Raw genomic sequence first — 26,001 nt, forward strand, 5'->3', positions numbered from 1 at the left:
AGGGCTCAACGTCCGGCCTCCTGCGTGGTGTTCAAAATGTTCACGCCCTTGAAGAGGGCGGACGGGCAGCCGTGCGACACCGCCGCGACCTGCCCCGGCTGGGCCTTGCCGCAGTTGAACGCGCCGCCCAGTACGTACGTCTGCGGGCCGCCGACCGCCGCCATCGAACCCCAGAAGTCGGTGGTCGTGGCCTGGTACGCGACATCGCGCAGCTGCCCGGCGAGCCGTCCGTTCTCGATGCGGTAGAACCGCTGCCCCGTGAACTGGAAGTTGTAGCGCTGCATGTCGATCGACCAGGACCGGTCGCCGACGACGTAGATCCCGCGGTCGACGCCCCCGATCAGGTCCTCGGTCGACAGGCCGCCCGGGTCCGGCTGGAGCGACACGTTCGCCATGCGCTGGACGGGCACATGGCCGGGGGAGTCCGCGTAGGCGCACCCGTTCGACCGGTCGAAGCCCGTCAGCTTCGCGATGCGGCGGTCCAGCTGATAGCCGACGAGCGTCCCGTCCCTGACCAGGTCCCAGGACTGCCCGGCCACGCCCTCGTCGTCGTACCCGATGGTCGCGAGGCCGTGCTCGGCGGTGCGGTCACCCGTCACGTTCATGATCTCGGAGCCGTACTTGAGCTTCCCGAGCTGGTCGAACGTGGCGAAGGACGTGCCCGCGTACGCCGCCTCGTAGCCGAGCGCACGGTCCAGCTCGGTCGCGTGGCCGATCGACTCGTGGATGGTCAGCCACAGGTTGGACGGGTCGACCACGAGGTCGTACAGGCCCGCCTCGACGCTGGGCGCCCGCATCTTCTCGGCGAGGAGCTCCGGGATCTCCGCCAGCTCGCGGTCCCAGTCCCAGCCGGTCCCGGTGAGGTACTCCCAGCCCCGGCCCACCGGCGGCGCAAGCGTCCGCATCGAGTCGAACTCGCCGCTCGACCCGTCCACGGCGACCGCTGTCAGCTGCGGATGCAGCCGCACCCGCTGCTGCGTCGTCACCGTCCCCGCCGTGTCGGCGTAGAACTTGTTCTCGTGCACGGTGAGGAGTGAGGCGTCCACATGGTCGACGCCGTCCGCGCCGAGCAGCCGCGCACTCCAGTCGGCCAGCAGCCCGGCCTTCTCCTCGTCCGGCACGGAGAACGGATCGATCTCGTACGAGGACACCCACGTCCGGTCCTCGTGCACCGGCTCCGCGGCCAGCTCCACCCTCTCGTCCGAACCCGCGGCCTTGATCACCTGCGCCGACAGCTTCGCCATCGCGACGGCCTGCGACGCCACCTTCGCGGCCGCGTCCATCGTCAGATCGACGCCCGAGGCGAAGCCCCATGTGCCGCCGTGCACGACCCGTACCGCGTACCCCAGGTCCGTGGTGTCCGACGAGCCCGCGGGCCGCGCGTCCCGCAGCCGGCGCTCCGCGCTGCGCACCCGCTCCAGGCGGAAGTCCGCGTGGTCGGCGCCGAGAGCCCGCGCGCGGGCCAGCGCGGCATCGGCGAGGGCCCGCAGCGGCAGCGCCGTGAAGGCTTCATCGATCGAATGGGGCACGGATGTTCTCCCTGCTGTCGGAGGCACTGTCGGTGGCACTTCGGTGGTGCTGTTCGGTGGTGCTGTCACAAGCGCCGTCAGGAGCCCTGGGCGCCGGCCGCTCCCGCGTGCGGGCACCGGTCAGCCCCGATCATGTCGCGTCGGCGGGCCCCGCGGCCACACTTTTCTGTAGGGACCCGACAGTGACTGTCCGTCGCCACTGTCGGTGGCCGATTCTCCGTATCCCGGGCGGTACCGATAGGTTTTCGAGGTACCAGACCCGCTATCGAAAGGGTGATCCGTTGAGCCGCTCGGTTCTCGTCACCGGAGGAAACCGGGGCATCGGCCTCGCTATCGCCCGTGCATTCGCCGACTCCGGCGACAAGGTCGCGATCACATACCGCTCGGGCGACGCGGCCGAGCTGGAGAAGGCCGGTTTCCTCGCCGTCAAGTGCGACATCACCGACAGCGAGCAGGTGGAGCAGGCCTACAAGGAGATCGAGGAGAAGCACGGTCCCGTCGAGGTCCTCGTGGCCAACGCCGGCGTCACCAAGGACCAGCTCCTCATGCGTATGTCCGAGGACGACTTCACGTCGGTCCTCGACACCAACCTCACCGGCACCTTCCGGGTCGTGAAGCGTGCCAACCGCGGCATGCTGCGCGCCAAGAAGGGCCGCGTCGTGCTGATCTCCTCCGTCGTCGGCCTCCTCGGCTCCGCGGGACAGGCGAACTACGCCGCGTCGAAGGCTGGTCTGGTCGGCTTCGCGCGCTCGCTCGCCCGTGAGCTCGGGTCGCGCAACCTCACTTTCAACGTCGTCGCGCCCGGTTTCGTCGACACCGACATGACCAAGGCGCTCACCGACGAGCAGCGCGAGGGCATCGTGAAGCAGGTGCCGCTCGGCCGTTACGCGCAGCCGGAGGAGATCGCCGCGACGGTGCGGTTCCTCGCCTCGGACGACGCCTCGTACATCACTGGAGCCGTCATTCCCGTTGACGGCGGACTGGGAATGGGTCACTGAACACCATGGCTGGAATCCTCGAGGGCAAGAAGATCCTCATCACCGGCGTGCTGATGGAGTCCTCCATCGCCTTTCACGCCGCGAAGCTGGCCCAGGAGCAGGGTGCGGAGATCATCCTCACCGCGTGGCCGCGGCCGACGCTGACCGAGCGCATCGCCAAGAAGCTGCCCCAGCCCGACAAGGTCAAGGTCCTCGAGCTCGACGTCTCGAACGACGAGCACCTCGCCCGCTTGGAGGGCCAGGTCCGTGAGCAGCTCGGCGACCGGCTCGACGGCGTCGTGCACTCCATCGGCTTCGCGCCGCAGGACGCGCTCGGCGGCAACTTCCTGAACACGCCGTTCGAGTCCGTGGCCACCGCCATGCACGTCTCCGCCTTCTCCCTGAAGTCGCTGACCATGGCGCTGCTGCCGCTGATGAACGAGGGCGGGTCCGTCGTCGGCCTCACCTTCGACGCGCAGTTCGCCTGGCCGCAGTACGACTGGATGGGCCCGGCCAAGGCCGCGCTGGAGGCCACCAGCCGCTACATGGCGCGTGACCTGGGCAAGCAGGACATCCGCTGCAACCTGATCTCGGCGGGCCCGATCGGCTCCATGGCCGCGAAGTCGATCCCCGGCTTCAGCGAGCTCGCCGCCGTCTGGGACAGCCGCTCCCCGCTGGAGTGGAAGCTGGAGGACCCGGAGCCGGCCGGCAAGGGCATCGTCGCCCTCCTGAGCGACTGGTTCCCGAAGACCACCGGCGAGATCATCCACGTCGACGGCGGGCTGCACGCGATCGGCGCCTGATCACCCGTACGTGGCCGACGCCCCGTTTCCCGCAGTTCGCGGGGGAGCGGGGCGTCACCCGTTCGGCCTAATGGCCGGGCGGGCGCGCGGGGTGAGCACGCAGGCTGGGAAGGCGTTCGTTCCCCCTCTCCCGTACGGCCGAGGAGGTCCCCCTTGTGCGCCTGTTCCAGCGCGGTGCCCCGGTACTCGCAGCCCTCGTGCTCCTCATCGCGGTGCCGTACGACGCCGCTTCCCACACCGCCCGAACCGCGCCCTACGCGCGCGTGGGCGACGCCGGGGACGACCGCAGGACCGAACCCTTCGGAGCGGACTGCCGGGTGGCCGTCGCCGGTTCGGACGTGACGGCGTACTGCCACAACCCGTATCCGGCGACCGACGCGGTCAGCCTCCACGTCGAGTGCGAGCGCTGGTGGGACATAGACAGCGACGGCGGGCAGGTCCGGGCCGAGGCAGCCGAGACCGTGCGGCTCACCGGCCGGTGCTGGAAAGAGGTCCGCTCGGCCTGGATCAGCCACGCCAAGGTCGACGGCTAGGCGCCACGCGTTCCAGGCGCTGGGCCTGTGCTCATTGATGTGCCGGCCGGCCCGGCAGGCACAGGAACGGGTAGCGCGCCGCCTCCGCCGCGGCGGCCTCCGCGTCGCCCACCCGGATCGCGTCGAGCAGACTCGTGTGGTCCATGTGGTTCTCGGGTGTCAGCTCCTCACCCACGTCCACGCGCAGGACGTCCCGCAGGACCTCGCCGAGGTCCGCGTACATCGCCGTCATGACGTCGTTGTGGGACGCGGCCACGACCGCCAGGTGGAACGTCGCGTCCGCCGCCACGAAGGCCTCCGCGTCGCCCGACGCCCAGGCGTCCTCCCGGCGCACCATCAGCGCGTCGAGCTGCTTGAGTTCGCGCTCGGTACGGCGCTGCGCGGCAAGACTCGCGGCGCTGGACTCCAGGGTCGAACGCAGCTCGGCGATGTGCCGGGGGTCGGCGTCGGCGAACCTGCGCTGCATCACGCCCGCCAGCTCGCTGGTCGCGACGACGTAGGTGCCCGAGCCCTGCCGGATGTCGAGCAGGCCGTTGTGGGCGAGTGCGCGCACGGCCTCACGCACCGTGTTGCGTGCGACGCCGAGCTGCTCGACCAGCTCGGGCTCGGTCGGGATGCGGGAGCCCACCGGCCACTCGCCCGACGAGATCTGGGCGCGCAGTTCGGCGATGACCTGCTCGGAGAGAGCCGAGCGCCTGGGGGAGGTCAGCGGCATGACGGTCCTTGGTGCGATGTCCGGGGCGAACCGGGGCGGGCAGGAACGGGCGCGGGCCGGGGGCCGCGCCAAGTGTGACGCAATCCGATTGGACACCCAATCATCCCATGATTCTAAGATGGGGGCATGGCTAGTGAGGAAACCCCGACGTTGACCCCGACCCCGATACGGACCGAGAGCGCACCCGAAGCGAAAACAGCCCCCACGCGCGCGTGGGCCGTGCGCCTGATGATGGTGGGCATCGTCCTCGCGGCGCTGAACCTGCGACCCGCCATCACCAGCCTCGGCGCCCTCCTCGAAGAGGTGCGCGACGGGCTCGGCATGAGCGGCAGCGTCGCCGGCCTCCTCACCTCCGTACCGCCGCTCTGTTTCGCGATCTTCGGAGTGATGGCGCCGCGGCTCGCCCGCCGCTTCGGCCCCGGAGCCGTCGTGTGCGCCGGCATGGTCGCCATCGCCGCCGGTCTGGTCATCCGCCCGTTCACCGGCAGCACCGTCGGCTTCCTCGTCGCCAGCGCCCTGGCCCTCATGGGCATCGCCGTCAGCAACGTCCTCATGCCGGTGATCGTCAAGCGCTGGTTCCCCGACCGCGTGGGCTCCATGACCGGCCTCTACTCGATGGCCCTCGCGCTCGGCACCTCCCTCGCGGCGGCCGTGACCGTGCCCGTGACGGACGCGCTCGGCGGCAGTTGGAAGAGCGGACTCGCCCTCTGGGCGGCGCTCGCCGTGGCCGCCGTCGTGCCGTGGGTCCCGCTCGCACGGGAACGGGGAGCCAAGGGCGGCAACACCGTCGGCGCCCCGCAGCAGGACGACGGCCTGCGCATCACCCGCAGCCGTACCGCCTGGGCGCTCGCCGTCTTCTTCGGCCTCCAGGCCACCGCTGCCTACATCACCATGGGCTGGATGGCGCAGATCTTCCGCGACGCCGGAGTCTCCGCGGGCACCGCGGGCGTGCTGCTCGCTGTCACCATGGCGATGGGCGTACCGCTCGCCTTCGTCATTCCGCGCCTCGCCACGCGCCTGCCCAGCCAGGGCCCCATCGTGATCGCCCTCGGCGTGTGCGGCCTCGCCGGCTACGCGGGCCTCTACTTCGCCCCCTCCGGCGGCGCCTGGGCGTGGGCCATCCTCCTCGGCATCTCCAACTGCGCCTTCCCGCTCGCCCTGACCATGGTCGGCATGCGGGCGCGGACCGGCACGGGCGTCGCCAAGCTCTCCGCCTTCGCCCAGAGCACCGGCTATCTGATCTCGATCCCGGGACCGCTGCTCGTCGGCGTGCTCTACCAGCACAGCGGCGGCTGGGGCGTCCCGATCGCGCTCATGGCGGCCCTGATGGTGCCGCAGATCGTGGTGGGCGTCATCGCCGGCCGCAACTGTACGGTCGAGGACGAGGCCGCCCCCGCCGAGCCCGCCACCGCCGGGGCGGCCTGACATCGGCCGCGGGCTCCCCCCGGTCGCGGGCTCCCCCCGGCCGCGGGCCCACCCCGGCTCCGGCAGTCGGGGCAAAGGGTGCGAGACTGACCGCATGTCGCCTGTGCTCGACCCGAACCCCCAGAACGGCCAGAAGAAGCTCCTCATCGTGCTCGGCTCGATGCTGGCCATCACCGTGATCATCGCGGTCATCGCCTCGATCGCCTCACCGTGACCGTCGCCGCCGTCGCGGTCGCCGCCTCGCCATGACAGCGGTCCCCGGCCCGTTCGCGGCCGGGGAGGGTGGTGCTGGCACCCCTATCCCCTAGGGGGTCAGTGTCAGGGTCAACTGGGTGGATCACCGGATGGGTTGAGGGCCCGGCCTTCCGTAAATTCGAGATGTGACCGCGAGCACCGCGGATCACGGCAGCGTGTATCTCGAGGACACCGGAGGCGTCATGTCGGCCCCTACGCACACCCGGCCCCACCCGGCCCGAGCGGGCGGCGTCGACGTCAGGCTCCCGTGGTGGGCGATCGCCCTGCCTGCGATCACCTTCGCCGTGCTCCTGCTCCTGATACTCAACCCGGCCGACGCGCACGCCGCGACCGGCGACCCGTCGGTCGGCCGGCTCCTCGACCGTATCCAGCAGGCGGTGCTGCACACGGCCCCGTGAGCGGCCCGCGAGGCGCTTCACCCGTGCAGGTCGAGCGCGTCAACTCCCTGCGCCCCATGGCCGGTTTCATGCGAAGCTGGGACCCATGAGCGTCGCAGAACCCCGCAGGATTGTCCTTTTCCGGCATGCGAAAGCGGACTGGCCCCAGGTCTCCGACCACGAGAGGCCGCTCGCCGAGAGGGGCCGAAAAGACGCCCCCGTCGCCGGCCGCAAGCTCGCCGACTCCGGTATCGACCTCGACCTGGCCCTCTGCTCGACCGCCGCGAGGACCCGCGAGACGTGGAAGCTCGCCGTCCACGAGCTGCCCCACCGGCCCAGGACGGTGTACGAGGAGCGGATCTACGAAGCCTCGCCCGGTGAGCTCATCGCCATGCTGAACGAGACCCCCGACGACGTGCGGAACGCGGTGCTGGTCGGCCACAACCCCGGGATCCAGGGGCTCGTCGAAATCCTTTCGGGGCAGGCGGAGGGCGACGCGGGGACGCGGATGGCCCGGCGCGGCTTCCCGACCTCCGCCTTCGCGGTCCTGTCCTTCACCGGTTCCTGGAAGTCCCTCGAGCCGGGCACCGCCACCCTCGTCGACTACTGGGCCCCGTCCGAGTGACCCGCTGACCCGCTGACCCGCTGACCGGCTGACCGGCGGCCGGATGCTGATATGCGGCGGGCCCGGGTACCCAATGGGTACCCGGGCCCGCCGCATCAGTGATCTTCCGCGTCGACCGGTCTCAGGCGTGGTGCGCGTCGACGGGCTCAGTCGTCGTGGGCAGCGACCGGCTCAGTCGTCGTGGGCGTCCGCCGCCTCGACCTCTTCCCGGGTGATGCCGAGGAGGTAGAGGACGGTGTCGAGGAACGGCACGTTCACCGCGGTGTGCGCGGCCTCGCGGACCACGGGCTTCGCGTTGAAGGCGACGCCGAGCCCCGCCGCGTTCAGCATGTCGAGATCGTTGGCGCCGTCGCCGATCGCCACGGTCTGCGCGAGCGGCACCCCGGCCTCCGCGGCGAACCGGCGCAGCAGCCGTGCCTTGCCCGCGCGGTCCACGATCTCGCCGGTGACCCGTCCGGTCAGCTTTCCGTCGACGATCTCCAGGGTATTGGCCTGGGCGAAGTCGAGCCCGAGCCGGTCCTGGAGATCGTCCGTGACCTGGGTGAACCCGCCCGAGACGACGCCTACTTGGTAGCCGAGCCGCTTCAGCGTGCGGATCAGGGTCCGCGCGCCGGGCGTGAGCCGTACCTCGGCGCGGACCTTGTCGACGACCGACGCGTCGAGCCCGGCGAGCAGCTCGACCCGCGCGTGCAGCGACTGCTCGAAGTCCAGCTCGCCCCGCATCGCCGAAGCGGTGACCTCGGCGACCTTGTCCTCGCAGCCGGCGTGGGCCGCGAAGAGCTCGATGACCTCGTCCTGGATGAGCGTCGAGTCGACGTCCATCACGACGAGGCGCTGGGCGCGCCGGTGCAGGCCGGCCGCGACGACGGCGACATCGACGCCGAGTGCCGCCGACTCCGTCGCGAGCGCGGTGCGCAGCGGCTCGGTCTCGGTGCCGGAAACGGCGAACTCGACCGCGGTCACGGGGTACTTCGCGAGCCGGAAGATACGGTCGATGTTGCCGCCGGTGCCGGTGATCCTGGCGGCGATGGCGGCCGTCGTCTCCGCGGTCAGCGGGTGGCCGAGCACGGTGACGAGGGAGCGGCCGAGCCCGCGCGGACGGTTGTCGCCGATACCCGAGATGATCTCGGCCTGCATCCGCATGGACTCCGCCCAGCTGTGGACGGTGGCCCGCAGATCGCCCTCGAGACCGGGGGGCGGTTCCGTCACCAGGGCGCACAGCACGATGCGGCCACGGGTGACGACCTGCTCGATGTCGACGACATCGACGGAGTAGGCGGCGAGGGTGTCGAAGAGCCCGGCGGTGATGCCGGGGCGGTCCTTGCCGAATATCTTGACGAGGAGCGTCGGGACGTCGTCCGGAACTGCGGCCGGGACGTCAGCGGGGTGGCGGGGCTGCGAAGCACTCATGGTGGTCCCACGGTATCCGGCCCGCGTCACGCGGCGCGGCGGTGGTCCGCGTGGCGGACACGTGGGATGCGCCCTCCGACCGGCCGGTTCACCTCCACAGCCCGTACCCGGCTCAGCCGCGCGGGCCCCTCCGGGGTGGCGGCGGCCCTTCCTCCTCCGGCGACGACGGCGACGACGGCCGCGACGGCCGCGACGGCCGCGACGATGGCGACGGCGAGGGTGGCAGTGGCGGCGGGGGAGGCGGGGGCGGCGGTACGGGCCATCGACCCTTGCCGGACCCGGACCCGGACCCGGACCCGGACCCGGACCCGGACGCGGGCCGCCCCTGTGGACGCCGCGGCACCGGTGGCCTGACCGGCCCCACCACCGTCGGCGCACCGGACACATCAACCGGTGGATCGTCCGGCCGCTCGTCCGGCGGCTTCAGATAAGGGTTGGTCCAAGGATTGGTCCCGTCCGGCGACGCCCGGTACGGAGCGCTCGGCCGGTACGGCCCCGCCTCCTCGGTCCGGGCGCGCCGGACCACGCCGTTCCCCGGTTCCGCAGGCTCCCCCGACTCCTCCCGATCCTCCGGCTTCAGCCCGCCCCCGCCCAGCGCTCCCGCGTGCCGCCCCGCCGCACCCGCCCCGTAGGCGAGCAGCGCCCCCACCGCCCCCGACCCCGCTCCCCAAGCGGCCCCGAGCAGCAGCGCCATACCGAGATGTCCGTGCAGCTCGATCCCGGCTCCGAACGCGTCGAAGCCGAGTACGGACAGGGAGGCGTCCGCCGACACGTCGGTCAGTCGCACGAGCAGCGGCAGGTCGAGGGCCGTGACGGCCCCGAGCCGCAGCGCGCACCGCCCGGCGAAGGCGGCGGCCCCCATCGGCCGCGACGCCCCGGGCCCGCCGGTCACGGCCGGTGTGCGTACGGCGGTCAGCACGCCCGCGAGCACCATCATCAGAACGGTCGCGAGGGCCAACAGCCATATCCTGCCGTCCAGTTCGGCAAGACGGCTCAGTGTCACCGGCTCGTTCGTACGCATCCGCAGCAGCTCGTCGACGGGATGAGGAAGGGTCTGGGCGAGGGCGCCCGTCGCCTTGCCGTCCCAGGGAACGAGGAGGCCGAGGGGGATGCCGAGCCACACCCCGTTGGGCGCCCCGAGCAGCGCGGCGCCCGCGATCCGCCCCGGATGAGCGTCGCCGATCATCGCGTACGCCGCTGCCGCGAGCCCCGCGGCAACCGCCACCAGTAACACCGTGACCAGCGACGACACGGCGGGACGGGCCACCCGGTGCACTGCGTCGAGGGCGCGGGGGAGTGGCGTCCGGCGCGACGCGAGCAGCGCGAGCAGCAGGACGCCGAACACCCACGCGGCTCCGCCCAGCAGTGAGGCCCCGCTCTCGACGGTGAACCCGACGGTCGCCTTCGCGTCCACGAGGCCGCCGATGTGGTTCGGCAGCAGCCCTCCGAGGTCGAGACCGCCCGGCAGCTTGTCCGTGATGCCGCCCGGCAGATCCCCGTCCGGTATCCGGTCCAGCCCGAGCTTCCCGCCGTCAATCGTGATGAGGTCGTGACCCACCCAGGAGAGCCCTGCGAGCATCGCCAGAAACAGCGCGACCACGCTCCCCACGCGTGCCGCGAGTTCGGCCGGCGTGGCCTCAACTCCCGCTCCACGCAAGGAACGCAGGAAGATCCAGCCGAGTAGCAGGGCGCCCGTCAGACCCACGCCGAGCGGCGCGATATCGATCGCCGTGCGGGCCTGCGCGCCGTCCAGTCCGAAGGCTGAGACGTCTCCCGACGGCGTTACTTTCCCACCCACCCCAAGTGCCACGACCGCGGCCGTCATCGGGCCGAGCGAACCCACGGAATCCGCACCGAGCAGATGGAGGCCGGCCGCGGCGACCGCGGCCATCCCGATGAACGCCCAGCTCACGGAGGCGACCGCGGAGAGCAGTACGTCGCTCCAGCACACGCCCTCGCGTCGGCTCCCCCGCACAACGGTCTCCATCAGGGCCCCCGAACCGTACCGCGATGTATCGGATGTCCCATTCGCGCATGATCCGTAGGCACTTGTGGGCGCTTACCACTCTCCGGGGCTGTATCTGCCCCGTCAACGGGCTGGGCGTACAGGCGCGTAGACGGTCTTCACAAGGCCTGCCGCAAGGCCCGACTTTCGGTCAGGGGGCTCCGCCTGAAATAGTTCCCCACGATGTTCGACATCCCTAGACTCCCCAAGATGGGGGCTAGCTCGGGGGACAACTCAGTGGGGCATGGAGTGCCGGAACTCGTACTGGAATTGAATGGAAGGACCTGGACGCTCGACCCGTCCAGGCCATACACACTCGGACGTGATCCGCAGGGGGACGTCGCGATCGACGATGCCAGGGTCTCCTGGCGTCACGCCACGATCAGCTGGAGCGGCCGCAGTTGGGTCATCGAGGACCACGGCTCCACCAACGGCACGTTCGTGCAGGGCCAGCGGATCCATCAGATGGAGATCGGCCCGGGCTCGACGCTGCACCTCGGCAACGCGACGGACGGCCCGCGGGTCAACCTCTCGGGCAGCGCCGCCGGCGCGGCCGTGCCGGCGGCCCAGCAGGTGCAGAAGCAGAGCCACCCGCAGCAGGCCCACCCGCAGCAGGCGCCGGCGCAGCAGCCGCACGCCGCGCCGCAGGGTGGTAACGCCGGCTGGCCGCACCAGGCCCCGCCGCAGCAGCAGATGCCCGCCCAGCAGGGCTGGCAGCAGCCGCAGCAGGCGCACAACATTCCGCCCCAGCAGGCGCACAACATCCCGCCCCAGCAGGGGCCCGGCGGTGTCGCGGGGGCGCCGCCGGTCTACGGCGACCGCAGCCCCACCACGTTCCACCAGCTGGCCCTCGGCCGCGTGATGCGGATCGGCCGTGCGCTCGAGAACGAACTGGTCGTCTCCGACCTCCAGGTCTCGCGCCTGCACGCCGAGTTCCACGCGACGCCCGACGGCCGCTACGAGATCCGCGACCTCGGCTCGCACAACGGCACGTACGTCAACGGTATGCCGATCGACAAGGGTGGCTCCGCGCTGCTCGGCCCGAACGACATCGTCGGCGTCGGCCACTCGACCTTCCGCCTCGTCGGCGACCGCCTCGAGGAGTTCGTCGACACCGGTGAGGTCTCCTTCTCCGCCCGCCATCTGACAGTGACGGTCGACGGCGGAAAGGACATCCTCAAGGACGTCTCCTTCGGCGTCCCGGAGAAGTCGCTCATCGCGGTCATCGGCCCCTCGGGCTCCGGCAAGTCCACCCTGCTCAAGGCGCTCACCGGCTACCGGCCCGCCAACAAGGGTGACGTGCTCTACGACAACCGGAACCTGTACAAGCAGTTCGCCGAGCTGCGCCAGCGCATCGGTCTGGTCCCGCAGGACGACATCCTGCACAAGGAACTGACCGTGAAGAAGGCCCTCAAGTACGCGGCCAAGCTGCGCTTCCCCTCGGACACCAGCGAGCAGGAGCGCGAGCAGCGCATCGACGAGGTGCTGCGCGAGCTCAAGCTGGACATCCACAAGGAGAAGAAGGTCACCTCCCTCTCCGGTGGCCAGCGCAAGCGTGTCTCCGTCGCCCTGGAGCTGCTCACCAAGCCGTCGCTGATCTTCCTGGACGAGCCGACCTCCGGCCTCGACCCGGGCATGGACCGCGATGTCATGCAGCTACTGCGCGGCCTGGCCGACGACGGCCGCACGGTCCTCGTCGTCACGCACTCCGTCGCCGAGCTGGCGATCTGCGACAAGCTCCTGGTGATGGCGCCCGGCGGTTCGGTGGCGTACTTCGGCCCGCCCGAGGAGGCCCTGAACTTCTTCGGCTACGGCACCTGGGCCGACGTCTTCTCGGCCTTCGAGAACTACCGCGACTACGACTGGGCGGGCCGCTGGAAGGGCTCGCAGCACTACCAGATGTACGCCGCGGACATCGACGCCGTCGCCGCACAGTCCGTACACATGCCGCCACCGCAGGCGATGAAGCCGCCCAAGCCGCAGGGCTGGGGCTCGCAGCTGTGGACCCTGATCCGCCGCTACACGTCGGTGATCGCGTCCGACAAGGGCTTCCTGGGCCTGATGGTGATCCTGCCGGCCGTCCTCGGCGTGGTCAGCACGGTGATTCCGGCCGACTTCGGCCTGGCCCCGCCCAAGCCGCCGTCCCGGTTCAACGGCGACGCCGGCACGATCATGCTGATCCTCGCGGTCGGCATGTGCTTCTCGGGCGCGGCCAACTCCGTACGTGAGCTGATCAAGGAACGCGTCATTTACGAACGGGAGCGGGCCACCGGCCTGTCCCGCTCGGCGTACCTGATGTCGAAGGTGATCGTCCTCGGCGTCGTCACGGCCATCCAGGGCGTGATCATCTGCGCCATCGGCTTCTTCCCGCGCGACCTGCCGGCCGAGGGCCTGATGATGCCGCCGGCCGTCGAGCTGTGCATCGTGATCATCGCGCTCGGCTTCACGTCGATGATGTTCGGCCTGGTCATCTCCTCGCTGGTGAAGACCGCCGAGAAGACGATGCCGCTCCTGGTCATGTTCGCGATCGTCCAGGTCGTCTTCACCGGCATCCTGTTCCAGGTGTACGGCTCGCCCGGCCTGGAGCAGTTCGCCTGGCTGATGCCGTCGCGCTGGGCCATCGCTGGCGCCGGTTCGACGCTGGACCTCGCGCACCTCATGCCGCCGTGGGACCAGGCGCACCCGAACGACCTGGACCCGCTGTGGGAGCACTCGGTGAGTCAGTGGGGGATCAACCTCGCGATCCTGATCGCCCTCGGTGTCATCTGCGGCTTCGCGGTCGCGCGCCTGCTGCGCCGCCACGAGCCGGAGGTCATGCGCAAGTAGCGTGACCCGCGCACGGATGAAGGGCGGCACCCCGCACGGGGTGCCGCCCTTCGGCGTTCAGAGAGACCCTGAGGTCCAGGGAGGGCCTCAGTAAGCGCTGTTCACGTTGTCCATCGAGCCGTACTTGTCCGCGGCGTAGTTCGCGGCGGCGGTGATGTTGGCGACCGGGTCGTAGATGTTCCACGACGTACCGGGGACGTGGTACGCGGCGAAGGTCGGCGGGATGACCTGCAGCAGACCCTTCGACGGGATGCCGTTGATCGCGTTGATGTCCCAGTTGTTGATCGCCATCGGGTTACCGGACGACTCACGGATGATGTTGCGGTGCAGGCCGTTGTAGGAGCCGGGTATGCCCTTGGCCTTCATGATGGCCAGGGACTCGCGGATCCAGCCGTCCAGGTTGTTCGCGTAGACCGGCTTGCGGGCGGCGGCGCGGCTGGCGGCCTCCTTGACGGCGCGGTCCTTCTCGGCCTTCACCTTGGCGGCGGCCTCGGCCTTGACCTTTGCAGCTGCGTCGACCTTCGTCTTCGCCGAGGCCGCGTCCTGAGCGGCCTTCAGCTTGGCGGCCGCGTTCTTGGCCTGCTGGTCGGCGGTGGCCAGCTGGTTGGTGACGCTGGCGTGGACGTCCTTGATCTGGGGCTTGCCGGCAGGCACCTGGAAGGCGACCGGAGCCGTCGAAATCGTTTCGGCCTCCGCGTTGGAATTGCCCGGCACCAGCGTGAACGCGAGGGCAGCGGCGCCGAGCGTGGCGATACCGGCGATCGAGAACTTGTGGGTCTTCGTCAGGGGACTATGACCGGAGAAGCTGAGCTTGGACATGGAGGACCTCTTCGAATCGGGGAAGTCGCTCACCGGTCCAAAGCAGGACCGCTCATGTTTCGGTCATGAACGCTGTGGGTAGAGGCCCACGCTGTCGAGCAACGAGTGCCATTGTTAGCGGCCGCAAAATTGCGTGGCAATCATGTGACGTACGAAGCCAGGTAGTGGATCAGGCTCCCCGCAGAGGTCCGTTTCGCCCGTCCTGCCCCGGTGTAGCAGCCCACAGCTAATTCCTAGCCGCCTTCGTACGTGACGTGCGTCCTATGTGCGGGCTCACATCGAGCACGTAACGAACTCACCAAGCGTTGCCACTGCAACGCGCTATGTGACCGGATTCGTCAGCAAGTATCAGGTTGACGTCCCCGAACTCGTGCCACAGGTAGAAATGTCGCAACGCTTCCGCGTATGTGCGGGTAATAGCCGCGATGCCCGCGATGGCCTCCAGCATCAGCAGATGTGATGCCTCCGGTTCATGCAGCCCGGTGAGAAGCCCGTCCACCACCCGCACGCCCCGCTCCGGTGTCACCACGAGGTCCGTCCAGCCGGAGGCCGCCCGCACCACCCCGTCCGGCCCCGCGGCCGACTCCACGGCCCGTACGGCCGTCGTACCGACCGCCACCACCCGCCCGCCTCCGGCCCTCGCCGCGTTGATCAGCCGCGCCGACGCCTCCGGCACCTCGAACGGCTCCGGATACGGCGGCTCGTGCGACTCCGCCGACGCCACCCCCGTATGCAGCGTGATCGGCGCGAACTGCACCCCCCTGCTGACCAGCTCCGCCACGAGCCGCGCCGTGAACGGACGCGCCGCGCTCGGCATCTCCGCACTGCCCGCCCCGTCCGCGTACGGCAGTGCGAACACCGTCTGATAGACGGAGAGCGGCTGATCACGCTCCGTATAGGAGTAGCGAATGGCCCTGCCGTGCCGCCGCAGCAGCGCGGGCACGTCCCCAGTGACCCGCACCCACCACAACCGCGCCGCACCGGCCGCCAGCGGTTCCTCCCATACGAGGCGTACGTCTCCGGGGAGCAGCGCCACTGTCCCCTCCGGACCGCCCGCACGCGGGCGCGTAGTGCCATACCCGTCCGGGTCCCGCAACTCGACAGCCCAGCGCCCGTCATCGCCACGCGTCGAGAAGTGCACCACTACGCGCGCGTGCCCGATCCGCCCGTCGACCGCCGCGGCCAGCGTCGGCGACGTGTTGACCACGAGCAGATCCCCGGCCCGCAGCTCTCCAGGCAACTGGGCGAAGTCCCGGTGCGTGACGTCCGTGCCGCGTGAGACGAGCAGCCGCACCGAGTCCCTGCCCAGTCCGGGCCCACGCTGCTCCGCCGGCACCCTGGCCGACAACTCCTCCGGTACCCGCACCGGGACCGTCACCGCGCCTCCAGAAGAGAGGGGGCGGCATATCGCCCACTGTCCGGCCGCTCGTCGAGGAGCCGCAAGAACGCCGGCACCACCGTCTCCGGCAGCGGCCGGTCCGAGTCGTCGTCGAGCGGCACCGCCGCCCGGTAGAGATCCGTGCGCATGTCGCCCGGATCCACCGCCCACACCCGCAGCCCCGGCTCCTCCACCGTGAGGACCGCGGACAGCTGATCGAGCGCAGCCTTCGAAGCGCCGTAGCCGCCCCACGTCTCGTACGCCTCCGCCGACGCGTCCGAGCTCACCGAAACGACCGCGCCCCCGGCCGACTCCCGCAGCAGCGGCAGCGCCTCCTGCACCAGGCCGAGCGCCGCCACGACATTGACCTCGAGCGCCCGCCGCAGCCCCTCCAGCGGCAGGGCGTCGAGGCTCACCAGCGGCTCGGCCCCCAGCGCGCTCGCGTTGTTCACCAGCAGATCGAGGCCCCCGAGACCGCGTGCCCTCGCCGCCAGCTCGGCGCGGTGCACCGCGTCCGTGACATCCCCGGGCACCGCCTCCACCCGCGTCCCGTACTCACCCGCCTCGTCCGCCGCCTCCCGCAGCACGGCTCCGGACCTGGCGTCGAGCACCAGATCCCAGCCGCGCCGCGCAAGAGCCACGGCGAGCGCGCGACCGAGCCCCTTCGAAGCCCCCGTGATGATCGCCACCGGCATGACATCCGTCCCCTCGGGCCCGTCGGGCCGCCCTTGTGCCGTACGTGCTTCGATCCGCCTCCAACGTAGGAACCCGCCCGCCCCCGGCGCCTCGTCCGCGGGCCGCACCTCACCGGGGCCCTTCGCCCTACGTCCAGCGGACCAGAAGGCAGCCGCCACAGGCCCGATACGCGCTGTCACACCCCGCCGGTACCTTGAGGTCATGAGTCACGGCCCACGATCAGGCCTCTCCGCGGTGAGCTCCGCGCTGCTGGCCATGAGCAGACACCTCGAGGTGCGCGACGTCCTCAAGACGATCGTCGCGTCGGCCCGCGAGCTGCTCGACGCCGAGTACGCGGCCCTCGGAGTGCCGGACGACCACGGAGGCTTCGCCCAGTTCGTCGTCGACGGCGTCAGCGACGCGCAGTGGAAGGCCATCGGCCCGCTCCCGCGCCAGCACGGCATCCTCGCCGCGATGCTGCGCGAGGCGAAGACCGAGCGCCTGGGCGACGTGCGCAAGGACCCGCGCTTCGAGGGCTGGCCGTCCGCGCACCCCGACATGTCGGACTTCCTCGGCCTGCCCGTCCGGGACGGGGACGAGGTCATCGGCGCCCTCTTCCTCGCCAACAAGAAGTGCCCGAAGCCGCAAGGAGGCTGCGGCTTCACCATGGAGGACGAGGAACTGCTGACGATCCTCGCCCAGCACGCCGCCATCGCCCTCACGAACGCCCGCCTGTACGAGCGCAGCCGCGAGCTCACCATCGCCGAGGAGCGCTCGCGCCTCGCCCACGAACTGCACGACGCCGTCAGCCAGAAGCTCTTCTCCCTGCGCCTGACCGCCCAGGCCGCCGCGACCCTCGTCGACCGCGACCCGTCCCGCGCCAAGGGCGAGTTGCAGCACGTGGCCGAACTGGCCGCCGAAGCCGCCGACGAACTGCGCGCCGCCGTAGTGGAGTTGCGCCCCGCCGCACTCGACGAGGACGGCCTGGTCGCCACACTGCGCACCCAGATCCAGGTCCTCGACCGCGCCCACTCGGCAAACGTCACCTTCGACTGCGCCGGTATCCGCGCCCTGCCCGCCGCCCAGGAAGAGGCCATGCTCCGCGTCGCCCAGGAGGCGCTGCACAACGCGCTGCGCCACTCGGGCGCCGAGCACGTCCGCGTGACGCTCGACAAACAAGGCCCCGGAGCGGTCCTGCGCGTCACCGACGACGGCAGCGGCTTCGAACCCAAGGCGGTCCGGCACGCAGGCCGCCACCTCGGCCTGGTCTCGATGCGGGACCGGTCCAGTGGCGTCGGCGGCCGTCTGACGGTGGAATCGGAGCCCGGCAAGGGCACCACGATCGAGATGGAGGTCCCCGGTGGCTGACAACAGGATCCGGGTGCTGCTGGTCGACGACCATCAGGTCGTCCGCCGAGGGCTGCGCACGTTCCTCGAGGTCCAGGACGACATCGAGGTCGTCGGGGAGGCGTCGGACGGTGCCGAGGGCGTCGCCCGTACCGAGGAGCTGAAGCCGGACGTCGTGCTGATGGACGTCAAGATGCCCGGCATGGACGGCGTCGAGGCCCTGCGCAAGCTGCGTGAGCTCGCCAACCCCGCGCGCGTGCTCATCGTCACCAGCTTCACCGAGCAGCGCACCGTGGTCCCCGCCCTGCGCGCGGGCGCCGCCGGGTACGTCTACAAGGACGTCGACCCGGACGCCCTGGCCGGCGCCATCCGCGCGGTGCACGCGGGCCATGTGCTGCTCCAGCCGGAGGTGGCCGACGCCCTGCTCTCGCAGGAGGAGACCAACGGCGGGCAGGGGAGAGGCAATTCCCTGACCGAGCGGGAACGCGAAGTTCTCGGCCTGATCGCGGACGGCCGGTCGAACCGCGAGATCGCCCGTGCCCTCGTCCTCTCCGAGAAGACGGTCAAGACCCACGTGTCCAACATCCTGATGAAGCTCGACCTGGCGGACCGCACCCAGGCCGCGCTGTGGGCCGTACGTCATGGGGCGGCCGGCTGAACGGCTCAGGGGCGGCAAGCGGTTCCGGGGCGACGGTTTGGATGGTTCTGATGGTTCCGTCGGTTCCGTTCCGGGCTGAGATTCATACTGTCGTGTGTATGTCCCCCAGATGGCGCATCCTGCGCGAGGCTCCGGCGTTCTCCAGGGCGTGCTGCGGCGGTTCGTCGCAGTGACCGCCTAGGAGGGTCAAGAAGTGAAGAAGCTGAAGAGGGTCGCGGCCGTATCGATGGTTGCCGGTGGGCTCGTCGCCGCCGGTGCCGGTATGGCCTCCGCCACCGACGCGCACGCGGACGGCCAGGCCGTGCACTCGCCGGGCGTCGTCTCGGGCAACGTGATCCAGGCCCCGGTCCACGTCCCGGTCAACGTCGTCGGCAACACCGTGAACGTCATCGGTGTGCTCAACCCGGCCTTCGGCAACCTCGGCGTCAACCACTGACGTACGCCTCAGGTCCACCAGTGACCACCGGCCCCCGGTATCCCCGGGGGCCGGTCCCGTTTCCGCCCCGGCCGCAGGCCAGTTGATCCCAATGAGCGCATAGTCACTCCCGTCCGTGTCATCCGCCCGGCCTGGCCGTCACCGTCGCCGGTCTGGCCGCGGGCGCGTCCGCCGGAGCCGCTTTCGCGGACACGGACGCCGAAGGCCTGGCCGCCAAGTCCCCAGGTGTGGGCTCGGGCAACCTGGTCCAGGTCCACGTCCACGTCCCGGTCAACGCCACCGGAAACAGTGTCAACGTGATCGGCCTGCTGAACCCGACGTTCGGCAACGCCTCCGAGAACAACTGACACACCCCCCGGAAGGGCCCCACGGACACCGATCCACAAGGCCCTTCCGGCGCGTTGAGCCACATCCGAGCGCACACTCGGGCGGATCTGCGCTGCCGCCCCCGTGCACCGCTCCCGCGCCCCGACCCGCTCCGGCGACGCATCCGTGCCTACGCGCGCCTCGTACCTACGCGCGCCTCGTGCCTACGCGCGCCCCCGCGTCACCGCCCCCCGCGCTCCCGCTCCTCCACGAACGCGTTGTACGCCGCGACCTGCGCTCGCCGGGCCGTCCGTTCCACCGGGCGCAGTGCCTCGGCCCGCGCCGCCATCTCCGAGGCGCTCACGGCCCCGCCGTGCCCGCTCTCGTACGCCACCGAGATCAGCAGCCCGACGCGCTGCGCCAGCTCCAACACCCTTACCGCTCGCGGTGGATAACCCGGCGCGAGAACCTCGCGCCCCCGCTCCGCCCGCGCCCGGTACGCGTCCACCGCCGCCTCGGACACCGGCCCCGACCCGGCCACGTCGAGCCGCGCGAGCACAGCCGTCGCGTCCCGCAGTGCCTCCGCGAGCTCCCGCTCGGCCTCACCGAGAGAGGGCACGTCCGCGGGAGGCGCCTCCCGCACGGGAAGGCAGTGCCACAGGACGTCGACATGGACGTCGCCGGCGGGCCCGGCCTCGTACACCTCGGGCACGAGCCCGAGCGCGGCCCCCTGGCACACGACGGCCTCCTCGGCGTCGAGGGCGCGCGCGTTGAACTCGGGAGGACCGCTCAGGCCCAGCGGATGGCCCGGCGCGGGCAGCGCCACCCGCAGCCCGGTCGCCCCCAGCGTGCGCAGCCGCCCCAGGGCGAGCGTCAGTCCCACCGGCGCCGACTCGCCGGGCAGCCCCTCCACCCGGTGCACCGCGTCCTCGCCGACTATGGCGAGCGCGGCGTCATCGGGAGCAACAAACCCGGCCAAAAGGGCATTTCCCCATGAGGCCAGCCGACCTGAGCGTGGTTCCGAAAGCATGGGCTCCACCCTAAAGACCGGCCGATGGATTGGACCCCTCGACCGGTGGCGTAGGTTTTCCCTTGGGGGATGCGTCCACAAGACGCACGCGACAGCCGAGACTGCAATGGGAGACAACGCGCTCATGAGCGATGTACTGGAGCTGGTGGACGTATCCGTGGTCCGCGAGGGCCGGGCTCTGGTGGACCAGGTCTCCTGGTCGGTCAAGGAGGGTGAGCGCTGGGTCATCCTCGGCCCGAACGGCGCCGGCAAGACGACCCTCCTGAACGTCGCCTCCAGCTACCTCTACCCCAGCCAGGGCACCGCCACGATCCTCGGCGAGACCCTCGGCAAGCCCGGCACCGACGTCTTCGAGCTGCGCCCGCGCATCGGCGTCGCGGGCATCGCGCTCGCCGAAAAGCTCCCCAAGCGCCAGACCGTCCTGCAGACCGTCCTCACCGCTGCCTACGGCATGACCGCCGGCTGGCACGAGGACTACGAGGACATCGACGAGCAGCGCGCCCGCGCGTTCCTCGACCGCCTCGGCATGAGCGACTTCCTGGACCGCAAGTTCGGCACGCTCTCCGAGGGAGAGCGCAAGCGCACCCTGATCGCCCGCGCCCTGATGACCGACCCCGAGCTCCTCCTCCTCGACGAGCCCGCCGCCGGTCTCGACCTCGGCGGCCGCGAGGACCTCGTACGCCGCCTCGGCCGCCTCGCCCGCGACCCGATCGCCCCCTCAATGATCATGGTCACGCACCATGTCGAGGAGATCGCCCCCGGCTTCACGCACGTCCTCATGATCCGCCAGGGCAAGGTCCTCGCCGCGGGCCCCCTGGAGCTGGAGCTGACCTCCCGCAACCTCTCCCGCTGCTTCGGCCTCCCGCTCGTCGTCGAGCAGCGTGGCGAGCGCTGGACCGCGACGGGCCTCCCGCTGGGCTGACCGGCGTCGGCCGCTCCGCTCCCACGGCACCCTGTCCCCGGAGGGAACTGCGGTCCTACCATGACCATGTGGCAGACATCGATGCATGGGTGTGGTGGCTGATCGGGGCGGCCGCGCTCGGAATCCCTCTCCTCATCACAGCGATGCCCGAGTTCGGCATGCTCTCCGCCGGCGCCGTCGCGGGCGCCGTGACCGCCGGGCTCGGCGGCGGGATGGTGATGCAGGTCCTCGTCTTCGCCGCCGTCTCGGTCGCGCTCATCGCCGTCGTACGGCCCATCGCGGCCCGGCACAGCGCCGGGCGGCCGGCGTTCGCCACCGGAATCGAGGCCCTGAAGGGCAAACAGGCCGTCGTCGTCGAACGCGTCGACGGCACCGGTGGCCGCATCAAGCTGGCAGGAGAGATCTGGTCCGCCCGCTCACTCGACGATTCCGAGAGCTACGAGCCGGGCCGTCAGGTGGACGTCGTCGACATCGAGGGAGCCACCGCGATCGTTGTGTGATCATGGTGACGTGATCGGGGAGGTGGCCTGAACTCCCCACGCTGCAGGGCCCGTTCTGACAGACTCGACCAGCAAGATCCTCAAGATCTTCCGGCGGGACCCGCTGGAACGACGACGGCAAGAAGGGCACGGGAGACGCGATGTCAGCGATCATCATCGTCCTGATCATTCTGGTGGTGCTGGTCTTCATCGCCCTGATCAAGACCATTCAAGTCATCCCGCAGGCGAGCGCGGCGATCGTCGAACGCTTCGGCCGCTACACCCGCACACTGAACGCGGGCCTGAACATCGTGGTCCCGTTCATCGACTCGATCCGCAACCGGATCGACCTGCGCGAACAGGTCGTGCCCTTCCCGCCCCAGCCGGTGATCACCCAGGACAACCTGGTCGTGAACATCGACACCGTCATCTACTACCAGGTGACCGACGCCCGCGCCGCGACCTACGAGGTCGCCAGCTACATCCAGGCCATCGAACAGCTCACCGTCACCACCCTGCGCAACATCATCGGCGGCATGGACCTGGAGCGGACCCTGACCTCCCGCGAGGAGATCAACGCGGCCCTGCGCGGCGTCCTCGACGAGGCCACCGGCAAGTGGGGCATCCGCGTCAACCGCGTCGAGCTCAAGGCGATCGAGCCGCCCACCTCCATCCAGGACTCGATGGAGAAGCAGATGCGCGCCGACCGCGACAAGCGCGCCGCGATCCTCACCGCCGAAGGTATCCGCCAGTCGCAGATCCTCACCGCCGAGGGCGAGAAGCAGTCCGCGATCCTGCGCGCCGAAGGTGAGGCCAAGGCCGCCGCCCTGCGCGCGGAGGGCGAGGCCCAGGCCATCCGTACGGTCTTCGAGTCCATCCACGCCGGCGACGCCGACCAGAAGCTCCTCGCCTACCAGTACCTCCAGATGCTCCCGAAGATCGCCGAGGGCGACGCCAACAAGCTCTGGATCGTGCCCAGCGAGATCGGCGACGCACTCAAGGGACTCTCCGGCGCCATGGGCAACTTCGGCCCGATGGGCGGCGGTTCGGCCCCCGCCGGCGCCGAGCGCCGCGAACAGCCCCCCATCGACTGACACCCGCCCCGGCACACGAAGAAGCCCGCCCCGGCACCCCGGAGGCGGGCTTTTCCATGCGTCACCGCGTCCCGTGCGTCACCGCGTCCCGCGCTACGCCGCGTCCCGCGCTACGCCGCCGTACGCGCCAGCCAAGCCGGCAGCGCGTCCCGCTCGGACTGCCCGAGCGTCAGCAGCATCGCGTCGGCCGGCGTGGGCTCGAACGGCTCCCGCAGCAGCGGCATCCCCGCCTGCTCCGGAGTCCGGTCCGCCTTGCGGTGGTTGTCCTCCGCGCACGAGGCGACCGTATTCAGCCAGGAGTCCGCCCCGCCCCGCGACCGCGGCACCACGTGGTCCACGGTCGTCGCCCGCCGCCCGCAGTACGCGCACCGGTGCTGGTCACGCACCAGCACACCCCGCCTCGACCACGGCGCTTGTCTTCGGAAAGGCACCCGTACATACCTGCAGAGCCTGATCACCTGCGGCACCGGTATGTCCACGGCAGCCGCACGCACACGGAGTCCGGGGTGGGCCTGCTCGACGACGGCCTTGTCCTGCAGCACCAGCACGACGGCCCGGTTGAGCGTCACCGTCGACAACGGCTCGAAGCTGGCGTTCAGTACCAGCGTGTCCCGCATCTCGCCCACCTCCCGTACGTCCCCGGCCCACCCCCGTGGCGGGCTTGGATCAACTCTGGCCGGGCGCGCCGAGATGGACAACGCAATAAAAATGCCCGCCCCCGATCACTTCCATGACCGGGGGCGGGCAAACAGAGAATGAACGCTAGCTGTCCGCGGAAGCCGCGTACTCCGCGATCACCTGCGCGCGCGCCAGCGTGTGGAAGCGCAGGTTGAACCCGACGACAGCCGGCGAGGCGTCCGAGTCGGGACCGAGCTTCTCCTGATCCACCGCGTACACGGTGAAGACGTAACGGTGGGCCGGGTCACCGGGCGGCGGCGCGGCGCCCCCGAAGTCCTTCGTCCCGTAGTCGTTGCGCACCTGCACCGCACCCGTGGGCAGACCCTCGAACTTGCCGCTGCCCGCACCGGCCGCCAGCTCGGTCACCGAAACCGGGATGTCGAACACGGTCCAGTGCCAGAAACCACTGCCCGTAGGGGCGTCCGGGTCGAAGCACGTCACCGCGAAACTCTTCGTCTCGGCAGGGAAGCCCTCCCACCGCAGCTGCGGCGAGGTGTTCCCGGCCGCGTAGACCTGAGCGTCCTTGAGGACCGCGCCCGGCTCGAAATCCTCGCTCACCACCGCGAACGACGGCACCTGAGGATGGAAGTCATGGGGAAGCGGCGGCCTCTTGAGGTCGGTCACGTCGGCACCTCCTGATCGGCGAAAACTCTCGGTGCCGAGCCTATGCCCCGCCTGGCCGGCGGCGGACAGCGCCGCCACCGGCCGGCACACAGGGGTCAGAACCAGTTGCGCTTGCTGCCGACCTCGGACAGCCACTGGTGCAGATACGCCGACCAGTCCGTCCCCTGGAAGTCGTTGTGCCCGACGACGAAGGACCGGAACGTGTCACTGCTCTCGCTGAAGAGCCCCGGCTTCTTGTCCATCTCCAGGACGACGTCCATCTCGCGGTCGTCCGCCACGAAGCTCAGCTCGACCTGGTTGAGCCCGCGGTACTGCTGCGGCGGGAAGAACTCGACCTCCTGGTAGAACGGCAGCTTCTGCCGCGTCCCCCGGATGTGCCCGCGCTCCATGTCGGCGCTCTTGAACCGGAAGCCCAGCCCGATGAACGCGTCCAGGATCGCCTGCTGCGACGGCAGCGGGTGCACGTTGATCGGGTCGAGGTCACTGGAGTCCACGGCGCGCGCGATCTCCAGCTCCGTCGTCACACCGATGTTCATGCCGCGCAGCTGCTGCCCGTCGATCGTCGTGACCGGCGTCTCCCACGGGATCTCGAGCCCGAACGGAACCGCGTGCACCCCGTTCGCCTGCAGCTGGAACGCCCCGCCGAGGCGCAGCTTCGTGAACTCGATGTCCTGCTTGGTCTCCTGGTCGGCGCCCTCGACCTCGACCCGCGCCTGCAGACCGACCGACAGCCCCTCGATGTCCTGGTCCACGGACCCGCCCTGAATCCGCACCTCACCCTGGACGACGCCACCCGGCACCACATTGACCTCGGTCAGCACCGTCTCGACCGACGCACCGCCCGCACCCAGACTCGCCAGCAGCCGCTTGAACCCCATGACTCCACTCCTCCCCGTGCCACAACCCGTGGCCCGTGTCTTCCTGTCGCGATCCTTGATCTCTATCAACGCGATGGACCGGTGACCGGTTCCGCGCGGCTCACCCTGGCAAGCACGGAGCCGGAGGGCTACCCGTCCACGCCGATTCACCGCACTTCTCCGTTGGACTACGCTCGTCCGCCATGATCGCGGCCCCTGACCGTACGCCCCTCCCACGGGAGTTCTTCGACCGGCCTGTACTGGAGGTCGCCCCCGATCTCCTGGGGCGCACCCTCGTGCGCAACACCCCCGAAGGCCCGATCGAGCTACGCCTCACAGAGGTGGAGGCCTACGACGGCCCGAACGACCCGGGCTCCCACGCGTACCGCTCCCGCACGGCCCGCAACGACGTGATGTTCGGCCCGCCCGGACACGCGTACGTCTACTTCACCTACGGCATGTGGCACTGCCTCAATCTGGTGTGCGGCCCGGAAGACACCGCGAGCGGGGTCCTGCTGCGCGCCGGCGAGATCACGAAGGGCGCCGACCTCGCGCGCAAACGTCGACTATCGGCCCGCTACGACAAGGAACTGGCCAAAGGACCGGCGCGCCTCGCCACGGCGCTGGACGTGGACCGCGCACTGAACGGCGCCGACGTCTGCGCCTCCCCGGACTCCCCGCTCGCGATCCTCGCGGGCACGCCCACGCCACGCGACCAGGTACGGAACGGTCCGCGCACGGGCGTGGCCGGCGAGGGAGGCGTCCACCCCTGGCGCTACTGGACCGTCAACGACCCAACGGTGAGCCCGTATCGGCCGCATACGCCGCGCCGCCGATCAACTTGACTCGCCTCTTGGGGATCCGTAATGTAGCCCGAGCCGCTTGACCCGGTTACGGCAATCTGCCAGCAGCCGAAGGCGGCCAAACCACTACCTACAACTTCCCCTCAGCGGGGGCTTATTCGGCGTGCCTGCATGCCTGAATTCGAATCCGCGGGACTCGATTATGAGGCTCCAGGGAAATCCGCTAACGTAGTGGACACGCCGAAAGGCAAAGGCCCCCAACGGCCACCGGAAATGAATTCCGAACCGGAAACGGAACGGGAAACGGATCTGGTAGAGTTGGAAACGCAAGACCGAAGGGAAACTGCCCGGAGGAAAGCCTGAGAGAGTCTCTCGGGTGAGTACAAAGGAAGCGTCCGTTCCTTGAGAACTCAAC

General features: G+C 70.3%; 27 protein-coding genes. 16 read left to right on the forward strand and 11 right to left on the reverse strand.

The window, feature by feature from the left end:
• Positions 1–5: 5 nt before the first annotated feature.
• Positions 6–1,529, reverse strand: a complete 1,524-nt coding sequence (locus tag ACIPWY_RS27705) for a TldD/PmbA family protein (RefSeq protein WP_362908125.1) — start codon at positions 1,527–1,529, stop codon at positions 6–8.
• A 281-nt stretch (positions 1,530–1,810) separates the two neighbouring features.
• Between ACIPWY_RS27705 and fabG the strand changes: the two genes are divergently transcribed.
• The 3 genes from fabG to ACIPWY_RS27720 all read left to right on the forward strand — a co-directional run bounded on the left by fabG (position 1,811) and on the right by ACIPWY_RS27720 (position 3,842).
• Positions 1,811–2,527 (forward strand): 3-oxoacyl-[acyl-carrier-protein] reductase, encoded by a 717-nt coding sequence (gene fabG, locus ACIPWY_RS27710; RefSeq protein ID WP_362908126.1) that lies wholly within the window; start codon positions 1,811–1,813, stop codon positions 2,525–2,527.
• 5 nt (positions 2,528–2,532) lie between these two features.
• The gene (fabI, locus tag ACIPWY_RS27715) at positions 2,533–3,309 is read left to right on the forward strand and encodes an enoyl-ACP reductase FabI (RefSeq protein WP_362908127.1); all 777 of its coding nucleotides are present in this window, start codon (positions 2,533–2,535) and stop codon (positions 3,307–3,309) included.
• A 155-nt stretch (positions 3,310–3,464) separates the two neighbouring features.
• On the forward strand, positions 3,465–3,842 hold the full coding sequence (locus tag ACIPWY_RS27720) for a hypothetical protein (protein WP_362908128.1): 378 nt from the start codon (positions 3,465–3,467) through the stop codon (positions 3,840–3,842).
• A gap of 31 nt (positions 3,843–3,873) precedes the next feature.
• On the opposite strand, the gene ACIPWY_RS27725 is transcribed toward ACIPWY_RS27720, so the two are convergent.
• Complete coding sequence (locus ACIPWY_RS27725) at positions 3,874–4,557, reverse strand: FadR/GntR family transcriptional regulator (RefSeq protein WP_362908129.1); 684 nt, start codon at positions 4,555–4,557, stop codon at positions 3,874–3,876.
• Positions 4,558–4,683: 126 nt separating this feature from the next.
• Here ACIPWY_RS27725 and ACIPWY_RS27730 point away from each other — a divergent pair, with 126 nt between their 5' ends.
• The 4 genes from ACIPWY_RS27730 (at position 4,684) to ACIPWY_RS27745 (ending at position 7,239) form a co-directional block, all read left to right on the forward strand.
• A complete protein-coding gene (locus ACIPWY_RS27730) occupies positions 4,684–5,982 on the forward strand; it encodes a CynX/NimT family MFS transporter (RefSeq protein WP_401535499.1) in 1,299 nt (432 codons plus the stop codon).
• A 94-nt stretch (positions 5,983–6,076) separates the two neighbouring features.
• Positions 6,077–6,196, forward strand: a complete 120-nt coding sequence (locus ACIPWY_RS27735; protein ID WP_264484672.1) for an SGM_5486 family transporter-associated protein — start codon at positions 6,077–6,079, stop codon at positions 6,194–6,196.
• A gap of 223 nt (positions 6,197–6,419) precedes the next feature.
• Positions 6,420–6,635: a hypothetical protein gene (locus tag ACIPWY_RS27740; protein WP_362908154.1), complete on the forward strand. Its 216-nt coding sequence runs from the start codon at positions 6,420–6,422 to the stop codon at positions 6,633–6,635.
• A gap of 85 nt (positions 6,636–6,720) precedes the next feature.
• Positions 6,721–7,239, forward strand: a complete 519-nt coding sequence (locus ACIPWY_RS27745) for a SixA phosphatase family protein (protein WP_393705514.1) — start codon at positions 6,721–6,723, stop codon at positions 7,237–7,239.
• A gap of 171 nt (positions 7,240–7,410) precedes the next feature.
• Here the strand turns inward: ACIPWY_RS27745 and serB are convergent, their stop codons facing one another.
• On the reverse strand, positions 7,411–8,649 hold the full coding sequence (gene serB, locus ACIPWY_RS27750) for a phosphoserine phosphatase SerB (protein WP_362908132.1): 1,239 nt from the start codon (positions 8,647–8,649) through the stop codon (positions 7,411–7,413).
• Between the two features lie 112 nt (positions 8,650–8,761).
• Entirely contained in the window at positions 8,762–10,636 is a 1,875-nt protein-coding gene (locus tag ACIPWY_RS27755) for a streptophobe family protein (protein WP_401535502.1), read from the reverse strand.
• A 228-nt stretch (positions 10,637–10,864) separates the two neighbouring features.
• Here ACIPWY_RS27755 and ACIPWY_RS27760 point away from each other — a divergent pair, with 228 nt between their 5' ends.
• Positions 10,865–13,480: an FHA domain-containing protein gene (locus tag ACIPWY_RS27760; protein ID WP_393705512.1), complete on the forward strand. Its 2,616-nt coding sequence runs from the start codon at positions 10,865–10,867 to the stop codon at positions 13,478–13,480.
• Positions 13,481–13,567: 87 nt separating this feature from the next.
• Here ACIPWY_RS27760 and ACIPWY_RS27765 read toward each other — a convergent pair whose 3' ends face one another.
• The 3 genes from ACIPWY_RS27765 to ACIPWY_RS27775 form a co-directional block, all read right to left on the reverse strand.
• Positions 13,568–14,299, reverse strand: a complete 732-nt coding sequence (locus ACIPWY_RS27765) for a transglycosylase SLT domain-containing protein (protein WP_362908135.1) — start codon at positions 14,297–14,299, stop codon at positions 13,568–13,570.
• A gap of 295 nt (positions 14,300–14,594) precedes the next feature.
• Entirely contained in the window at positions 14,595–15,677 is a 1,083-nt protein-coding gene (locus ACIPWY_RS27770; RefSeq protein ID WP_393705511.1) for an S-adenosylmethionine:tRNA ribosyltransferase-isomerase, read from the reverse strand.
• Positions 15,674–16,372: an SDR family NAD(P)-dependent oxidoreductase gene (locus ACIPWY_RS27775; RefSeq protein ID WP_393705510.1), complete on the reverse strand. Its 699-nt coding sequence runs from the start codon at positions 16,370–16,372 to the stop codon at positions 15,674–15,676. Before ACIPWY_RS27775 ends, ACIPWY_RS27770 begins: the two co-directional genes overlap by 4 nt.
• A 202-nt stretch (positions 16,373–16,574) precedes the next feature.
• Between ACIPWY_RS27775 and ACIPWY_RS27780 the strand changes: the two genes are divergently transcribed.
• From ACIPWY_RS27780 to ACIPWY_RS27795, 4 genes are all read left to right on the forward strand, one after another.
• Positions 16,575–17,720, forward strand: coding sequence for a GAF domain-containing sensor histidine kinase (locus ACIPWY_RS27780; RefSeq protein WP_362908138.1), 1,146 nt, complete (start codon positions 16,575–16,577; stop codon positions 17,718–17,720).
• Positions 17,713–18,357, forward strand: coding sequence for a response regulator transcription factor (locus ACIPWY_RS27785; protein WP_362908139.1), 645 nt, complete (start codon positions 17,713–17,715; stop codon positions 18,355–18,357). Before ACIPWY_RS27780 ends, ACIPWY_RS27785 begins: the two co-directional genes overlap by 8 nt.
• Positions 18,358–18,550: 193 nt before the next feature.
• A complete protein-coding gene (locus ACIPWY_RS27790; protein ID WP_100592533.1) occupies positions 18,551–18,793 on the forward strand; it encodes a chaplin in 243 nt (80 codons plus the stop codon).
• A gap of 131 nt (positions 18,794–18,924) precedes the next feature.
• Entirely contained in the window at positions 18,925–19,140 is a 216-nt protein-coding gene (locus ACIPWY_RS27795) for a chaplin (protein WP_393705546.1), read from the forward strand.
• A 200-nt stretch (positions 19,141–19,340) separates the two neighbouring features.
• Here the strand turns inward: ACIPWY_RS27795 and ACIPWY_RS27800 are convergent, their stop codons facing one another.
• A complete protein-coding gene (locus ACIPWY_RS27800) occupies positions 19,341–20,129 on the reverse strand; it encodes a hypothetical protein (protein WP_393705509.1) in 789 nt (262 codons plus the stop codon).
• A 124-nt stretch (positions 20,130–20,253) separates the two neighbouring features.
• Here ACIPWY_RS27800 and ACIPWY_RS27805 point away from each other — a divergent pair, with 124 nt between their 5' ends.
• The 3 genes from ACIPWY_RS27805 (at position 20,254) to ACIPWY_RS27815 (ending at position 22,624) form a co-directional block, all read left to right on the forward strand.
• Positions 20,254–21,051, forward strand: coding sequence for an ABC transporter ATP-binding protein (locus ACIPWY_RS27805; protein WP_362908141.1), 798 nt, complete (start codon positions 20,254–20,256; stop codon positions 21,049–21,051).
• Between the two features lie 68 nt (positions 21,052–21,119).
• Complete coding sequence (locus tag ACIPWY_RS27810) at positions 21,120–21,551, forward strand: NfeD family protein (RefSeq protein WP_362908142.1); 432 nt, start codon at positions 21,120–21,122, stop codon at positions 21,549–21,551.
• A gap of 140 nt (positions 21,552–21,691) precedes the next feature.
• Positions 21,692–22,624, forward strand: coding sequence for an SPFH domain-containing protein (locus ACIPWY_RS27815; protein ID WP_100592537.1), 933 nt, complete (start codon positions 21,692–21,694; stop codon positions 22,622–22,624).
• A gap of 110 nt (positions 22,625–22,734) precedes the next feature.
• On the opposite strand, the gene ACIPWY_RS27820 is transcribed toward ACIPWY_RS27815, so the two are convergent.
• The 3 genes from ACIPWY_RS27820 to ACIPWY_RS27830 all read right to left on the reverse strand — a co-directional run bounded on the left by ACIPWY_RS27820 (position 22,735) and on the right by ACIPWY_RS27830 (position 24,804).
• The gene (locus ACIPWY_RS27820; protein WP_100592538.1) at positions 22,735–23,241 is read right to left on the reverse strand and encodes an HNH endonuclease; all 507 of its coding nucleotides are present in this window, start codon (positions 23,239–23,241) and stop codon (positions 22,735–22,737) included.
• Between the two features lie 145 nt (positions 23,242–23,386).
• Positions 23,387–23,926 carry a YbhB/YbcL family Raf kinase inhibitor-like protein gene (locus tag ACIPWY_RS27825; RefSeq protein ID WP_362908143.1) on the reverse strand — a complete coding sequence of 180 codons (540 nt, stop codon included), beginning with the start codon at positions 23,924–23,926 and terminating at the stop codon, positions 23,387–23,389.
• 95 nt (positions 23,927–24,021) lie between these two features.
• Positions 24,022–24,804: a sporulation protein gene (locus ACIPWY_RS27830; RefSeq protein WP_362908144.1), complete on the reverse strand. Its 783-nt coding sequence runs from the start codon at positions 24,802–24,804 to the stop codon at positions 24,022–24,024.
• Between the two features lie 182 nt (positions 24,805–24,986).
• Between ACIPWY_RS27830 and ACIPWY_RS27835 the strand changes: the two genes are divergently transcribed.
• Positions 24,987–25,628, forward strand: a complete 642-nt coding sequence (locus ACIPWY_RS27835; RefSeq protein WP_362908145.1) for a DNA-3-methyladenine glycosylase — start codon at positions 24,987–24,989, stop codon at positions 25,626–25,628.
• Positions 25,629–26,001 lie beyond the last annotated feature (373 nt).

The sequence above is a fragment of the Streptomyces sp. NPDC090032 genome (genome assembly GCF_044748025.1).
Lineage (GTDB): Bacteria > Actinomycetota > Actinomycetes > Streptomycetales > Streptomycetaceae > Streptomyces.

Excerpts from the sequence above, each read along its gene's own strand:
- ACIPWY_RS27760 (WP_393705512.1), top strand. The coding sequence starts at position 10,865 with ATGGGGGCTAGCTCGGGGGACAACTCAGTGGGGCATGGAGTGCCGGAA.
- ACIPWY_RS27765 (WP_362908135.1), bottom strand. The coding sequence starts at position 14,299 with ATGTCCAAGCTCAGCTTCTCCGGTCATAGTCCCCTGACGAAGACCCAC.
- ACIPWY_RS27735 (WP_264484672.1), top strand. The coding sequence starts at position 6,077 with ATGTCGCCTGTGCTCGACCCGAACCCCCAGAACGGCCAGAAGAAGCTC.
- ACIPWY_RS27830 (WP_362908144.1), bottom strand. The coding sequence starts at position 24,804 with ATGGGGTTCAAGCGGCTGCTGGCGAGTCTGGGTGCGGGCGGTGCGTCG.
- ACIPWY_RS27835 (WP_362908145.1), top strand. The coding sequence starts at position 24,987 with ATGATCGCGGCCCCTGACCGTACGCCCCTCCCACGGGAGTTCTTCGAC.
- ACIPWY_RS27755 (WP_401535502.1), bottom strand. The coding sequence starts at position 10,636 with ATGGAGACCGTTGTGCGGGGGAGCCGACGCGAGGGCGTGTGCTGGAGC.
- ACIPWY_RS27820 (WP_100592538.1), bottom strand. The coding sequence starts at position 23,241 with ATGCGGGACACGCTGGTACTGAACGCCAGCTTCGAGCCGTTGTCGACG.
- ACIPWY_RS27725 (WP_362908129.1), bottom strand. The coding sequence starts at position 4,557 with ATGCCGCTGACCTCCCCCAGGCGCTCGGCTCTCTCCGAGCAGGTCATC.
- fabI (WP_362908127.1), top strand. The coding sequence starts at position 2,533 with ATGGCTGGAATCCTCGAGGGCAAGAAGATCCTCATCACCGGCGTGCTG.
- serB (WP_362908132.1), bottom strand. The coding sequence starts at position 8,649 with ATGAGTGCTTCGCAGCCCCGCCACCCCGCTGACGTCCCGGCCGCAGTT.
- ACIPWY_RS27745 (WP_393705514.1), top strand. The coding sequence starts at position 6,721 with ATGAGCGTCGCAGAACCCCGCAGGATTGTCCTTTTCCGGCATGCGAAA.
- ACIPWY_RS27815 (WP_100592537.1), top strand. The coding sequence starts at position 21,692 with ATGTCAGCGATCATCATCGTCCTGATCATTCTGGTGGTGCTGGTCTTC.
- ACIPWY_RS27780 (WP_362908138.1), top strand. The coding sequence starts at position 16,575 with ATGAGTCACGGCCCACGATCAGGCCTCTCCGCGGTGAGCTCCGCGCTG.
- ACIPWY_RS27775 (WP_393705510.1), bottom strand. The coding sequence starts at position 16,372 with ATGCCGGTGGCGATCATCACGGGGGCTTCGAAGGGGCTCGGTCGCGCG.
- ACIPWY_RS27805 (WP_362908141.1), top strand. The coding sequence starts at position 20,254 with ATGAGCGATGTACTGGAGCTGGTGGACGTATCCGTGGTCCGCGAGGGC.
- ACIPWY_RS27740 (WP_362908154.1), top strand. The coding sequence starts at position 6,420 with ATGTCGGCCCCTACGCACACCCGGCCCCACCCGGCCCGAGCGGGCGGC.
- ACIPWY_RS27730 (WP_401535499.1), top strand. The coding sequence starts at position 4,684 with ATGGCTAGTGAGGAAACCCCGACGTTGACCCCGACCCCGATACGGACC.
- ACIPWY_RS27800 (WP_393705509.1), bottom strand. The coding sequence starts at position 20,129 with ATGCTTTCGGAACCACGCTCAGGTCGGCTGGCCTCATGGGGAAATGCC.